The sequence below is a fragment of the Curtobacterium sp. MCBA15_016 genome (genome assembly GCF_001865105.1).
Taxonomy (GTDB): Bacteria; Actinomycetota; Actinomycetes; order Actinomycetales; family Microbacteriaceae; genus Curtobacterium.
The window spans coordinates 3,171-16,680 of sequence record NZ_MJGR01000005.1 but is presented as its reverse complement, the minus strand read 5'-3'; the positions used below and the strand labels follow the sequence as shown (position 1 = coordinate 16,680).

Annotated in this window: 11 protein-coding genes; 3 read left to right on the top strand and 8 right to left on the bottom strand. The window is 72.4% G+C overall.

The genetic code is table 11. The features are described 5' to 3' along the window. Positions 1 to 19: 19 nt before the first annotated feature. Both BIV03_RS03045 and BIV03_RS03040 read left to right on the top strand, forming a co-directional pair. Entirely contained in the window at positions 20 to 1,579 is a 1,560-nt protein-coding gene (locus BIV03_RS03045; protein WP_070418895.1) for a UDP-N-acetylglucosamine 1-carboxyvinyltransferase, read from the top strand. 164 nt (positions 1,580 to 1,743) lie between these two features. Further along, positions 1,744 to 2,886, top strand: coding sequence for a DUF475 domain-containing protein (locus BIV03_RS03040; RefSeq protein ID WP_071294613.1), 1,143 nt, complete (start codon positions 1,744 to 1,746; stop codon positions 2,884 to 2,886). Positions 2,887 to 2,964: 78 nt separating this feature from the next. Here the strand turns inward: BIV03_RS03040 and BIV03_RS03035 are convergent, their stop codons facing one another. The 8 genes from BIV03_RS03035 to BIV03_RS03000 are packed head-to-tail and all read right to left on the bottom strand — an operon-like array spanning position 2,965 to position 12,527. Next, positions 2,965 to 3,735: an SDR family oxidoreductase gene (locus BIV03_RS03035; protein ID WP_071294612.1), complete on the bottom strand. Its 771-nt coding sequence runs from the start codon at positions 3,733 to 3,735 to the stop codon at positions 2,965 to 2,967. A 35-nt stretch (positions 3,736 to 3,770) separates the two neighbouring features. Beyond that, positions 3,771 to 5,345, bottom strand: a complete 1,575-nt coding sequence (locus tag BIV03_RS19410; protein WP_071294611.1) for an ABC transporter ATP-binding protein — start codon at positions 5,343 to 5,345, stop codon at positions 3,771 to 3,773. Next, on the bottom strand, positions 5,342 to 6,232 hold the full coding sequence (locus tag BIV03_RS03025; RefSeq protein WP_083403168.1) for an ABC transporter permease: 891 nt from the start codon (positions 6,230 to 6,232) through the stop codon (positions 5,342 to 5,344). The genes BIV03_RS19410 and BIV03_RS03025 overlap by 4 nt, the downstream gene beginning before the upstream one ends. Next, positions 6,229 to 7,212 (bottom strand): ABC transporter permease, encoded by a 984-nt coding sequence (locus BIV03_RS03020; RefSeq protein WP_070418892.1) that lies wholly within the window; start codon positions 7,210 to 7,212, stop codon positions 6,229 to 6,231. Before BIV03_RS03020 ends, BIV03_RS03025 begins: the two co-directional genes overlap by 4 nt. After that, the gene (locus tag BIV03_RS03015; RefSeq protein ID WP_071294610.1) at positions 7,209 to 8,768 is read right to left on the bottom strand and encodes an ABC transporter substrate-binding protein; all 1,560 of its coding nucleotides are present in this window, start codon (positions 8,766 to 8,768) and stop codon (positions 7,209 to 7,211) included. Before BIV03_RS03015 ends, BIV03_RS03020 begins: the two co-directional genes overlap by 4 nt. Before the next feature lie 38 nt (positions 8,769 to 8,806). Further along, entirely contained in the window at positions 8,807 to 10,129 is a 1,323-nt protein-coding gene (locus BIV03_RS03010; RefSeq protein ID WP_071294609.1) for an NtaA/DmoA family FMN-dependent monooxygenase, read from the bottom strand. Further along, on the bottom strand, positions 10,126 to 11,469 hold the full coding sequence (locus BIV03_RS03005) for an LLM class flavin-dependent oxidoreductase (protein WP_071294608.1): 1,344 nt from the start codon (positions 11,467 to 11,469) through the stop codon (positions 10,126 to 10,128). Before BIV03_RS03005 ends, BIV03_RS03010 begins: the two co-directional genes overlap by 4 nt. Further along, positions 11,466 to 12,527, bottom strand: a complete 1,062-nt coding sequence (locus BIV03_RS03000) for an LLM class flavin-dependent oxidoreductase (protein WP_070418888.1) — start codon at positions 12,525 to 12,527, stop codon at positions 11,466 to 11,468. Before BIV03_RS03000 ends, BIV03_RS03005 begins: the two co-directional genes overlap by 4 nt. 136 nt (positions 12,528 to 12,663) lie before the next feature. On the opposite strand from BIV03_RS03000, the gene BIV03_RS02995 reads away from it, so the two are divergent. Further along, positions 12,664 to 13,473, top strand: coding sequence for a DUF427 domain-containing protein (locus BIV03_RS02995; RefSeq protein WP_071294607.1), 810 nt, complete (start codon positions 12,664 to 12,666; stop codon positions 13,471 to 13,473). Positions 13,474 to 13,510: the final 37 nt, after the last annotated feature.

Genomic DNA, 13,510 nt, shown 5'->3' with positions numbered 1-13,510 from the left:
GCGTGTTAGCGTGCCCCTCATGACCGACACCACCATCGTCGCTCCCCCGACCACCCCGGCCCCGCTCCGCGAGGTCGGCGCCCTCATCCGGGGCGCCCGCAAGGGCCGCAGCATGACCCAGGCCCAGCTCGCCGAACGCGTCGGCACGAGCCAGAGCGCCATCAACCGCATCGAGCAGGGCGGCCAGAACCTGTCCCTCGAGATGCTCACCCGCATCAGCGACGCCCTCGACCAGCAGATCGTCTCGATCGGCGGCGCCCCGCAGCGTGCCCACCTCCGCGTGCAGGGCGGCCGCAAGCTCAGCGGCTCGATCGCGGTGAACTCGAGCAAGAACGCCGCCGTGGCGCTCCTGTGCGCCTCGTTGCTGAACCGTGGCGTGACCCGCCTGCACAAGGTCGCGCGCATCGTCGAGGTCGACCGCATCATCGACGTGCTCCGCAGCCTCGGCGCGACCGTCACCTGGTCCGAGGACGGCGAGACCCTCGAGATCGTCGCTCCGTCCGACCTCCGTCTCGACGCGATCGACGCCGACGCCGCCCGCCGGACCCGCAGCGTCCTCATGTTCCTCGGTCCGCTCAGCGGCCGGTACGAGTCCTTCCGCCTGCCGTACGCCGGCGGCTGCGACCTCGGCACCCGCACGGTCGAGCCACACCTCATCGCCCTGCGCCCGTTCGGCGTCGACGTCGAGGCGACGTCGGGCTGGTACGAGGTCGACGTGGCGAACACCGAGGTCCCGACGAAGTCGGTCGTCCTCACCGAGCGCGGCGACACCGTCACCGAGAACGCGATCCTGGCCGCGGCCGCCCGCGACGGCGAGACCGTCATCCGCAACGCCAGCCCGAACTACATGGTGCAGGACCTCTGCTTCTTCCTCGAGCTCCTCGGGGTGGAGATCGAGGGCATCGGCACCACCACGCTCCGGATCACCGGCAAGAGCCGCATCGACGAGGTCGTGGACTACTGGCCGAGCGAGGACCCGGTCGAGGCGATGAGCCTGCTGACCGCCGGCATCGTCACCGACTCCACGCTCACCGTCACGCGCGCACCGATCGAGTTCCTCGAGATCGAGCTCGCGACCCTGGCCGAGATGGGCCTGCGCTTCGACGTCACCGACGAGTACCCCGCCGCGAACGGCCGCACCCGCCTGGTCGACATCACGGTGCACCCGTCCGAGCTGCACGCGCCGATCGACAAGATCCACGCGATGCCGTTCCCCGGCCTGAACATCGACAACCTGCCGTTCTTCGTGGTCATCGCCGCGATGGCGGAGGGCACCACGCTCGTGCACGACTGGGTCTACGAGGGCCGCGCGATCCACCTGCTCGACCTCACCCGCCTGGGCGCGAGCGTGACCCTGCGCGACCCGCACCGGCTCGACGTGACCGGCCCGACGCACTTCTCGGGTGCCGAGGTCAGCTGCCCGCCGGCCCTCCGCCCCGCCGTGGTCATCCTGCTGGCGATGCTCGCGGCCAAGGGCGAGAGCGTCCTGCGCAACGTCGGCATCATCGCCCGCGGCTACGAGCAGCTGCAGGAACGGCTCAACTCGCTCGGCGCGTCCATCGAGACGTTCCACGACTGACCGCACCGGAGGCCGTACCCGGCCGCCTGCCGACGTGACCTGACGGCCCGTCCCCGCAAGTGGGGACGGGCCGTCACCCGTCCCGGGCGAAACGAGCCGTTCCTCCAGGCCGATGCCCAGGAGCGCTCCACTGCCCACCCAGGCCGACGGTGCTGGATGGGCTGATGGCCACGAGATCGCTCCTGACCGTCCCCCTGCTCACCACCGTCGCAGCCGCCGCCCTGGCGTGGTTCGTGCTCGGTCCGGCCGCCGCGCTCGCGTTCGTCGCGCTCGCACTGCTCGAGATCGCGATGGCGGCCGACTCGTCGGTCCCGATGGCCGGCATCGCGTCGCGCCTGCACTCCCCCGCACGGCGGCTGTTCCTGTCGCTCGGCATCGTCGCTGGTGTCCTCGCGATGCGGCTGCTGCTCCCACCGGCCGCGGTGGCGGTCGGCGACGCGACCGACCCGGCGAGCTCGGTGGGCGAGGCCGTGTTCGCACCGGGCTCGTTCTCGGCGCACCTCGCCGAGGTGCGGCCGGCCCTCGCCGCCTTCGGCGCCGCGTTCATCTGGCTCGTGTTCGCCGAGTACCTCTTCAACACGGACCGCGCGTCGCGTCGGTCCTGGCTGGGCCGACTGGAGGCGCGGCTCGCCCGGGTCGCCCGCCCTCGCGTCTGGTCGCTGGTCACCGCCGGCACCGGGGTGCTGCTGACCTCGGTGCTCGTGGGGGTCGAGGCCGGGTGGTCCCCACCGACGCTGCTGCCGGTGGTCCTCGGCGGGACGATCGGCATCGGCGCGTACCTCGGGTCGAAGCGGATCGCGGCGTGGGCGCTCCGGAGCACGGACGGGACCGACACGGCGTCGATCGGGACCGGGAGCGGCGCCTGGCGGATCCACGCCTACGCCTCGACGGTCGTCTTCGAACGCGGGCTCGTGGTGTTCATGCTGTTCGAGATCCTCGACGGGGTCTACAGCCTGTCCGGCTCCGGTGTGCTCGGCGGTGACGGGCTCGGGGCGCTCGAACAGGCGGCCGTGGCGATCGCCGCGATCGGGGTCGGGGCGGTGTTCCTGGCGCGCCTGACCTCGCGGCTCGACGAGGCGTCGGGGCTGAAGCGGCTCCGGTACCTCAAGGCGGGGGCGGCGTACGTGCTGGGCATCCTCGCGGTGCTGCTGTGGACGAGCCTGCTCGTGCCGATCCCCGGCGTCGTCGTCGGGTGGTTCGGCAGCGTCGTGATCGGCCTGGCGCTCGCGACCTCGCTGCCGTGGGGTGCGTGGTGGCGGCGGGCGCGGCGGTCGTTGCCCGGTGGGGCGCGCGCCGCGCGGGGCTGAACGGTCCGCCCCGCGACAGACCCGCGCCGTCGAGGACTCCGGGTGCGCGCGGAGCCGCACCGTCCCTCCTGTCCGGTGTCAGCCGCGACCGACGAACGGCATGGCGGTCGGCATGACCGTCAGGTTCGGCACGTTCGTGCCGGCCGGCATCCCGGCCATGTACGCCACCGCTCGGCCCGTCTCGGCGACGTCCATCGTCGGTTCGGTTCGGATCGAGCCGTCCGCCTGCATCGTCCCGTCCGCCGTGCCCGACCCCATCGTGGTGGCGGCGTTGCCGATGTCGAGCTGCCCGCAGGCGATGCCGAACGCCCGACCGTCGAGCTGCAGCTGCTTCGTCAGGCCGGCCACCGCGTGCTTGGCGACCGTGTAGGGCGCGGAGAGCGGACGCGGTGCGTGCGCGGAGATCGAGCCGTTGTTGATGATGCGGCCGCCCTGCGGTGTCTGGGTCCGCATGATCCGGAACGCCTCGCGGGCGCAGAGGAACGAACCCGTGAGGGTCACGGCCAGCACCTCGTCCCAGGTGTCGAGCGTGATCTCGTCGAACTGCGTCGCCGGCGCCCCGGTGCCGGCGTTGTTGAACAGGAGGTCGAGTCGGCCGAACCGCGCGACGGTCTCGTCGAAGAGCCGTCGGACGTCCGCCTCGACCGAGACGTCGGCGACGACCGGCACGATGCGCTCCGAGACGGCCGCGACCTCGTCGAGCGGGCCACGCCGCCGTCCGGCGATCACGACCGTCCACCCGTCGCCCGCCAGCGCGAGTGCGGCGGAGCGGCCGATCCCGCTGCCGCCGCCGGTCACGACGGCGATGCGGGAGTCACGCGCGGGGGCGGGGGTCGTGTCGTCGCTCATGGCGGCACGCTACCGCGGACGTCCGTCCCCGTGCGTCATGCGTCGACCACCCCGTCGGGCACCGGTGCGACCAGGCCCGCTCGCCGACGGAGGTCGAACGCGGCCGCGACCAGCTCCCGCGTGCGCGGGTGCCGTCCCGCGTCGAACAGCTGCTCGGCCGGACCGACGTCGACGATCCGCCCGGCGTCGAAGACCGCGATCCGGTCGGCGACGCGACGCACCACCGCGAGGTCGTGCGACACGAAGACGCACGTCGTCCCGGTGGTGCGCTGCAGGTCCAGGACGAGGTCGAGGATCCGCGCCTGCACGGACACGTCGAGCGCCGAGGTGGGCTCGTCGCACACGACCAACGGGACGGGACCGGCGAAGGCCCGGGCGATGGCGACGCGCTGCTTCTGTCCGCCGGAGAGCTGCGCCGGCCGGCGGTCGAGGACCGCGGCGTCGAGTCCGACCCGGGCGGCGAGGTCCTCGGCGCTGCCCTCGCCACCGAGCAGTCGGATCGCCCGGCCGAGCACCTGCCGGACGGTCCGCCTCGGGTTGAGCGACGCGTCGGCGTTCTGGAACACGACCTGCACGGGCGGGGTCCGTTGCCCGGGGCCGTCGCCCGCGGCGGACGCAGCCGTGGTCACCGTGCCGTCGTACCGGACGAGGCCGGCGAGGGCGCGCCCGAACGTGGTCTTGCCGGAGCCGGACTCGCCGACGACGCCGAGGACCTCGCCCCGGTGCAGGTCGAGGTCGATGCCGTCGAGGGCGACCGCACCGTCGTACTCCTTTCGGAGGCCGCGGACCGACACGAGCACGTCGTCCTCCGTGGTGCCACGTGCGGCCTTGCCCGCGGTGATGTCCGGCAGCGCCTCGACGAGCTGCACCGTGTACGGCTCGGACGGCGCACCGAGCACCGTTCGGGCGGAGCCCTCCTCGACGAGCACGCCGTGCCGGAGGACACCGACCCGCTCGCAGTGCGCGGCGACGAGCGGCAGGTTGTGGCTGATGAGGAGCGTGGCGAAGCCGGTCTCCTCGCGCAGTTCGTCGATGAGCGCCATGATCCCGGCCTCGACGGTGCTGTCGAGGCCGGTCGTGGGCTCGTCGAGCACGAGCAGCCGCGGCCGGGAGACCAGGGCCATCGCGATCGCGACGCGCTGCTGCTGCCCGCCGGACAGCTCGTGCGGGTACCGGACGCCGATCGTGTCCGGGTCGGGCAGACCGACGCGGGTGAACGCCTCGACCGTGCCGGACTCGGCCTCGGCCCGCCCCGACCCGGTGGCACGGAGCACCTCGGCGACCTGACGGCCGACGGGCATCGTCGGGTTCAGCGCGAGGCCCGGCTCCTGGTGCACGACGGCGACCACGTCACGCCGGAAGCGCCGGAGCCGTTCGCGCCGGAGCGTGGGGACGTCCGAATCGTCGACGACGAGCGCCGCCGCCGAGACGTCGGCATCCGGATCGAGCGAAGCGGTGAGGGTCCCCGCCACCGTGCTCTTGCCGGAGCCGGACTCGCCGACGAGGCCGTACGATCCGCCCGCCTCGATCGTGAAGGACACCCCGTCGACGACCCTGACGCCGCGGTACGCGACGGTGAGTCCCTCGACCCGGACCAGCGGTTCGCTCACTCGGCGACCTCCTTGAGGTTGTCCGCGATGAGGTTCGCGGCGACGACGATCGACGCCACGGCGACGCCCGGGAAGACGACCGTCCACCAGGCGGCCTGCAGGTAGGCGCGGTTCGCGTTGATGTCGAGGCCCCAGTCGGCGGCCGGAGGTTGCGACCCGAGGCCGAGGAACGACAGCGACGCGGTGATGAAGATGGCGGCACCGAGGCTCAGGACGGCCTGGACGACGAACACCCCGACGACGTTCGGCAGGAGCTCGGTGAGCATCGCCCGGAGTGCGCTCTCGCCCTGGAGCCGGGCCGCCTGCACGTAGGACTTGCCCATCTCGACGAGCACCGCGGCGCGGACGATGCGCGCGATGCCCGGTGCGAACAGCACGCCGACGATGAGCACGAGCGCCGGGGTCGAGACGCCGAACGCCCCCACGAGCACCACCAGGAAGATGAGGCTCGGCAGCGCGAGGAGCACGTCGAAGAACCGCATCAGGGCGGTGTCGACCCAGCCGCGGTGGAAGCCCGCGACGAGCCCGAGCGTGCCCCCGAGGACGGTCGCGAGCGCGGCACCGAACGGGCCGATCACGAGCGCCGGGCGGGCTCCGGCCGCGACCCGGGCGAAGACGTCGCGCCCGAGCGAGTCGGTGCCGAACCAGTGCGCCGCACTCGGCGCCTGCAGGAGTTCCCCGGTCTTCGCGAACGGCTGCAACCCGAGCGCGTGCCACCCGACGGCGAGGACGACCCACCAGACGAGGACCGCGACCGAGACCAGGAAGGTCGGGCGAGCCAGCAGCGCGCGCCAGCCACGACGGGCACGGCGCGACCCGGCGGTCTGCTCCGGCCCGGTGGCGACCGGGGCGTCGGTGGCGAGGGCTCCGGGGACGACGGCGGTCATGCGGTGACCCGCCGTTCGAACCGGATCCGGGGGTCCACCACGACGAACAGGAGGTCGGTGAGCAGCAGCGCGCCGAGGGACAGCGCTCCGGCGAGCATCACGCCGCTCTCGAGCAGGAGCGCGTCCTTCCGCTCGGCGGCCGACACGAGCAGCGCGCCGAGCCCCGGGTACGAGAAGAGCGTCTCGACGATCACGCTCCCGCCGAGCAGGGTGCCGAGGTAGATCCCGAGCACCGAGAAGGTCGGGATGAGCGCGTTGCGGACGACGTGCCGCCGGACGATCTGACCGGTCGTCAGCCCCTTCAACACCGCGGTCCGGTGGAACTGCGACCGGATCGTCTCGATGACCCCGGCCCGCACCATCCGGGTCAGGACGGCGAGGTACGCCAGGGCCAGCACGACCGCCGGCAGGGTGAGCACCCGGAGCCGCTCGCCGAACCCCGCGTCGAGCGCCCCGGACGCCTGCACGGGCACGACGCGGAGCCAGACCGCGAAGACCAGCAGCAGGACGATCCCGACCACGAACTCCGGGATCGCGGAGACGGTCAGCAGGCCCACCGTCACGGCACGGTCCGACCTGCGCCCCTGTCGGTAGGCCTGCACGGCGCCGAGCACGAGGGCGACCGGCACCATGATGACGAAGGCGTACGCGCCCAGCAGGAGCGAGTTGCCGAGCCGTCCGAGCACCAGGTCCCGCACCGGCTCGGAGTACACGAAGCTCGTGCCCCAGTCGCCGGTCACGAACCCGCCGATCCAGTGCAGGTACCGGCTCACGAGGGAGCCGTCGAGTCCGTGGTCGACGTTCCAGGCCTGCACCTGCGCCGCCGTCGCGTACTGCCCGAGCGCGTTCCGACCGGGGTCCCCCGGGACGACCTGGACCAGCCAGAACGTGAGGATCGAGACCACGACCAGGACGAGTGGGATCTGGACGACCCGCTGGCCGACGAGGGACAGCAGACGACGGCGGCGCGCGGTGCTCATGACGAGGTGACCCCGATCCCGCGGAAGTCGAACCCGCCCGGGAAGTCCTGCCCGGACCGGAAGGTCCCCGTCACGCGCTTCTGCAGCAGGATGCTGCTCGACGCGAACGCCGGCACGATCACCGGCAGGTCCGTCCACTCGATCGTCGCGATCCGGTCGGCGAGGTCCTGCCGCTCGGACTCCGACGTGGTCGACTCGTACTGGTCGACGAGGGTCTCGAGCTCCGGGTTCGAGTACTTCGACGCGTTCCAGGCGGCGCCGGACCGGTAGATCAGGTCGACGTACTGGGCCGGCAGTCGCTGCGCCCAGTTCGTGATCGTCACCGGGGCGTTGAGCCACGGCGTGTCGGCCCCGTCGGCGTAGTACTGCGCGCTCGTGAGGACCTTGAGCGTGACGTCGAACCCGCCGACGGCCTCGAGCTGCTGCTGCACCACCTGGGCGAGCGCCTTCTCGGCGTCGAGCGTGGTGATCTCGAACGACACGGTCTTGCCGCCGAGGAGCTCCCGCACCTTCGCCGCGTCCTGCGACCGCTGCTCGAGGCCCTTCGGCTGGATCGCGGAACTCGGGAAGAACGTGGTGTCGTTGCCGACCTCGGCGTTCCCGCCGTAGACCGTCTTGACGATCTCCTTCCGGTCGAGCGCCAGGGCGAACGCCTCGCGGACGTCCGGGTCGTCGAACGGCGCCTTGGTCACGTCGAGGAAGATGCCGTCGAACTTGTTGTAGTACGGCTTGGTCTCGTTGTAGTCGGAGGCCTGCAGCGTCGAGGTCGCGGTGGGGCTCGACGCGATCTGGTCGATCTCGCCGCTCTGGAAGGCCAGCAGCTGTGCCTGGTCGTCGGCGTAGAACTTCACGTCGACCTTCTCGAGGTCGACGTCCTTCGCGTCCCAGTAGTCGGGGTTCTTCGTGAACGTCGCGCCCTGGCCGGCGGAGTACTTCGACAGCACGAACTGGCCGGCACCGACGGGCTGCTTCGCCCAGTTCGTCGACGCCGTGAAGCCGGCGGGCTGGATCGTCGTGTTCGAGCCGGTGAGCAGGTACGGGAAGTCGGCGTAGGGCTTGTCGAGCGTGAACTCCACGGCGGAGTCGCCGTCCGCGGCGACGGACCCGAGGATGCCCTCGAAGCTCGACTTGCCGGGCGACTGGCTGTCCGTGCCGATGATCGAGTCGAACGTCGCGACGACGTCCTTGCTCGTGAGGGCGGCGCCGTCCGAGAACTTCAGGCCGTCGCGCAGGGTGACGGTCCAGGTGCGGCCATCGGACGAGGCCTTCCAGGAGTCGGCGAGCCGGCCCTCGAGCTTGCCCTGCGCGTCCTGGCTGAGGAGTCCCTCGGATGCCAGCCCGACGATGAACATCGCGTTGTAGTCGGACGTGGTGAGGGGGTTGATGGTGCTGTCGGGCTCCTGGAGGCCGAGCGTGTAGGTGCCGGCGTCCGACGAGCCGGACGAGGCCTCGCCGCCGGACGAGCACGCGGCGAGGGTGAGGGCGAGGGCGGACGCGGTGGCCGCGAGGGCGAGGCGCTTGAGGCGACGCCGCCGCGACGTGAGGTCGACGGTCATGGTTGGCTCCTGGGTTCGGGGTGCAGGGGGTGGTGCGGTCAGCGGTGCGCGCGGTCGGGCACGCGGGGGTGTCCGAACCGCTCGCGCAGGGTGAGGTCGTCGTACGTGGTGGCGGTCCGGCCGCGGCGCTGCAGCTCGGGCACGACGTGGTCGACGAAGCGGTCGATGCCACCCGGCAGGTACGGGAACTGCACGATGAATCCGTCCGCTCCGCCGTCGTCCGCGAGTTCCTCGAGCCGGTCGGCGATCTCCGGCCCGGTGCCGGTGAGCAGGCTCCGCCGGTACGACCACGAGTAGACGTCGCGGGGCGTCGCCGGCCCGTCCGCGAGCAGGCGCTCGACCGCGGGCTTCGGTGACCGGGTCTCGTTCGAGGTGTCGAACTCCTCGGCGTAGTCGAACGGCACGTCGACGTCGCGCCCGGACAGGTCCTGGCCGATCTGGTGCGACACGTCCTCGAGGATGAGCGCGTCCGGGGTGAGCGCCAGGATCGCGTCCGCCTCGGCCCGGGCGTCGGCGGCGGTCTCCCCCACGACCGGCATGACCGAGGGCATGATCTTCACGGCGTCGACAGCGCGACCGTGTCGGACCGCCCGGGCGCGCAGGTCGTCGACGAACCGGCGGACGTCGGCCGCGGACCCACCCCGCGTGAACACGGCGTCCGCGGTGTCGGCGGCGAGCTCGAGGCCGGACTCGGAGCCGCCGGCCTGGAACAGCAGCGGGTGGCCCTGCGGCGGCCGGGCGATGTTGAGCGGACCGCGCACCCGGAAGAACTCCCCGTCGTGGTCGAGCCGGTGCAGCCCGTCCCGGTCGGCGAAGATCCCGGACGCGGCGTCCGCACGGATCGCGTCGTCGTCCCAGCTGTCGAGCAGACCGTGGACGACGTCGACGAACTCGCGGCCGCGCTCGTACCGGCGGGAGTGGTCGATGTGCGCGTCGCCGCCGAAATTCCGGGCCTCTTCGTCGTAGCGGCTCGTGACGAGGTTCCACGCCGCGCGGCCCCGGCTGATGTGGTCGAGGGAGGCGATCGTCCGCGCCACGTGGTACGGCTCGTTGTAGGTGGTCGAGACCGTCGCCGCGAGTCCGATGCGGCTGGTCACCTGGGACAGCGCCGCGAGCAGGGTGAACGGCTCCGGGCGGAGCGCGCCGTAGTGGTCGACGCCCGACGGGTACCGGTCCCAGAAGTACAGGCCGTCCGCCAGGAACAGCGTGTCGAAGAACCCGCGCTCGGCGCTCTGCGCGATGTGGCGGTGGTGGCCGATCGTCAGGTGCTCGGCCGGCCGCGACGACGGATGCCGCCAGCCGGTGACGTGCGCGCCGCCGGGGTGGAAGGCGAACGCGCCGAGCAGGATCCGGTCGCTCATGCCGAGACCTCCGCCGTCCGGATCGTGCTCGCCGGTCGCGCCAGCCCGAGGTGCTCGCGCAGGGTGTCCCCGCGGTACGTGCGGTCGTACACGCCGCGGCGTTCGAGTTCCGGCACCACCTGGTCGACGAACCGGTCCACGCTCACCGGGATCGACGAGAACGCGAGCATGAAGCCGTCCGCGGCGTCCTGCTCGTAGCGCTCGGTCAGCCAGTCCGCGATCTGCTCGGGTGTCCCGGGCAGGAACCGGCGCCGCAGGATCGTCCGGTAGACCTCGCGCAGCGTCGTGGCGTCCGCGGCGATGCGTCGGATCGACTCGTACACCGACTTCGACTGGGTGATCGACGACTCGTCGAAGACGTGCTCGAACGGCGCGTCGAGCGGCCGGTCGGACAGGTCGGTCTGCAGGTAATGGGAGAGCAGGTCGAGCGAGACGCGGTCCGGCGTGAGCTCCTCGATCTCGTCGAGCTGGCGCAGCGCGTCCGCCTCGGTGTCGCCGATGACGGGCGACACGGCCGGCAGGATGAGCATCGACGACGGGTCGCGGCCGTTGTCGACGGCTCGGCGCTTGTAGTCCGCGTACAGCGCCTGCGCGTCGGCGAGCTCGTCCTGCCAGAGCGTGAACACGCCCTCGGCCTTCGCCCCGGCCAGCGCTCGGCCGGCCTCGGACGCGCCGGCCTGGAACAGCACCGGGTGCGCCTGGGGCGGACGGGCGATGTTCAGGGGTCCCCGCACCCGGAAGAACTCCCCCTGGTGGTCGAGGACGTGCAGGCCCTCGCGCTTGGCGAAGTACCCGGACTGCTTGTCGTGGAGGAAGGCGTCGTCGTCCCAGCTGTCCCAGAGTCCCTGCACGACGTCGACGAACTCGGCCCCGCGCCGGTAGCGCACCGCGTGGTCGAGGTTGGCGTCGCGCCCGAAGTTCCACGCCTCTTCGTCGGAGGCGCTCGTGACGAGGTTCCACGCGGCGCGGCCCTCGCTGAGGTGGTCGAGCGAGGCGAGCTTCCGGGCGACGTGGTACGGCTCGTTGTACGTCGTCGACACCGTGGCGGCGAGTCCGATGTGCTCGGTCCGCTGCGAGAGCGCGCCGAGCAGCGTGAAGGGCTCGGTGCGGATGTTCACGACGTGGTCGATGCCCGAGTCGAACCGGTCCCAGACGTAGAGCTCGTCGGCGATGAAGAGCGTCGCGAACCCGCCGCGCTCGAGCGTCTGGGCGAACCGGACGTAGTACTCCACGTCGAGGTACTGCTCCGGTTCGCTGCCGGGCAGCCGCCAGCTCGTGACGTGTTCACCGCCCGGGTAGAAGACCATCCCGCCCAGCACGAGGCCGCCGTCGCGCGTCATGCCGTCACCGCCTCTCGTGTCCGTGCCGGTGCGACCGGCCCCACCGTCGCCCCGATGCGCGGCGCGACGTCCTCCGCGAAGAGCGCGAGGGCCTCGCGCCGACGCTCCTGGTCGGCGTAGCCGTGCTCGACCTGCACGTTGAGCTGCGTGGCGTACCGGGAGTACGGCTTCGACAGGATCGACTCGGCGATGTCCTCGGCGGTGCCGTAGTGCAGGTTCAGCGACGCGGCCTTCTCGGCCAGGGTCGACGCCGGGGGCAGGAACGACTCGCCCCACGCGTACTTCGCCTCGATGCCGGCACGGGCCTCGCGCAGCGCCGTGGCACGGTCACGGGCCGGGTAGATCGCGGTGGAGAGCGCCACCCGCGGCACCGCGCCGTCGGGCAGCGCGTCGAGGTAGGCGGCGGCGGTGACCTCGGCCGGTACCGTCTGGGTGGTGCCGACCAGGACCCCGTGTCCCCGGGTGGCGGCGATCGCAGCGCTGCCGGCGGTGAGGGTGGCGTCCCAGAGCCGGTCCAGCAGTGCGCTGCCGTCCGGGTTCAGTCGGGCCGTGCCGGTCCCGAGCGGCTCCCCGCGGAGCGCACCGAGCAGCGTGTCGAGCTGGGCGTCGAAGGCCGCCCGACGTGCCTCGTGCTCGGCGTGGGCGAGGTCCGGTGCGAAGACGTCGAGGGTCTCCGGGCCGCCGCCGTTCGCGACGCCGAGCTCGACCCGGCCGTCACTGAGCGCGTCGAGCACCGCGGCGTCCTCGGCGACGCGGACCGGGTCCTCGTGCGGGAGCGTCACCGCACCGAGTCCGAGCCGCAGGGTCGAGGTGCGCTCGGCGAGGGCAGCGAAGAAGACGAACGGTGACGGCAGCCCGCCGCGGGTCGGGTCGTCGTCGTGCCGGAAGTGGAACTGACGGACCCACGCGCTCTCGTACCCGAGTCGTTCCGCGGCGGCGAACAGGTCCAGCTCGTCGCGGTACGCCCGGCTCGCCGGCGGCGCTTCCGTCCCGTGCGAGAACACCGCGATCCGCAGTGGCACCGAGGCCACGCGGGCGGCCCGTTCGACGTGCGTCATGGAACACTCCCTCGTCAGTGGAGTGATGCAAACACGCACCACCGACGGTCCACGAGCGGCGACGTAACGGAGCGTTGCGCGACGTCACACAACGTAGGAGTGCGCACGGACCGCGTCCGAGGAGCATGATCGCCCCGTGCCGCAGCCCGCCGAATCCGACACCCTCCGCCGTCGTCACCCCGCCCTGCCGGACCACCTCACGTGGGAGCCGAGCAGCCGCTGGGTCCGCGCGGTCGTCGACGGCCTGACGGTCGTGGACACCCGTGCGCCGATCCTCGTGTGGGAGGCCGGCCACAAGGTCCCCGAGTACGGGATCCCGCGAGCCGACGTCCGCACCGACCTCCTGTCGCCGGCGGACGACGCACCCGCACCGGGTCGGTCCTGGCGCCCGGTCCGACCGGCCCGACGCTGGTACCACCTCCGGCTCCCCGACCGGGTCGTCCCGCACGTCGCCTGGTCGTGGGACGACGACGGCCTCGACGGGTGGCTCGGCGTCACGTGGACCCCCGGGGTCCTGGACGCCTGGTACGAGGAGGACGAGCGCGTCATCACCCACCCCCGCGACCCGCACAACCGGGTGGACGCACTGCCGAGCAGCCGGCACGTGGTGGTCCGCGACGGCGACCGAGTGCTCGCCGACTCCCGTTCGCCCGTCGCCGTGTACGAGACCGGCCTGCCGACGCGCTGGTACCTGCCCCGCGAGGACGTCCGGTTCGACGAGCTCGTCGCCACCGACACCGTCAGCGAGTGCCCGTACAAGGGCCACGCGACCGCGTACTGGGGTGTCCGACGCGCGGACGGCACCGTCGAGGACGTCGCGTGGTCCTACCCGGACCCCTTCCCCGCGGTCGCCGCCGTGCGCGACCGCGTCGCGTTCTGGGGTGAGCGGGTGGTCGTCGAGGTGGACGGCGTCCGCGCGTCGTCCGCGGTGGACCTGCGCGTCTGACGGACGGGAGGCGCGGGTCGGGCCCGACCCGCGCCTC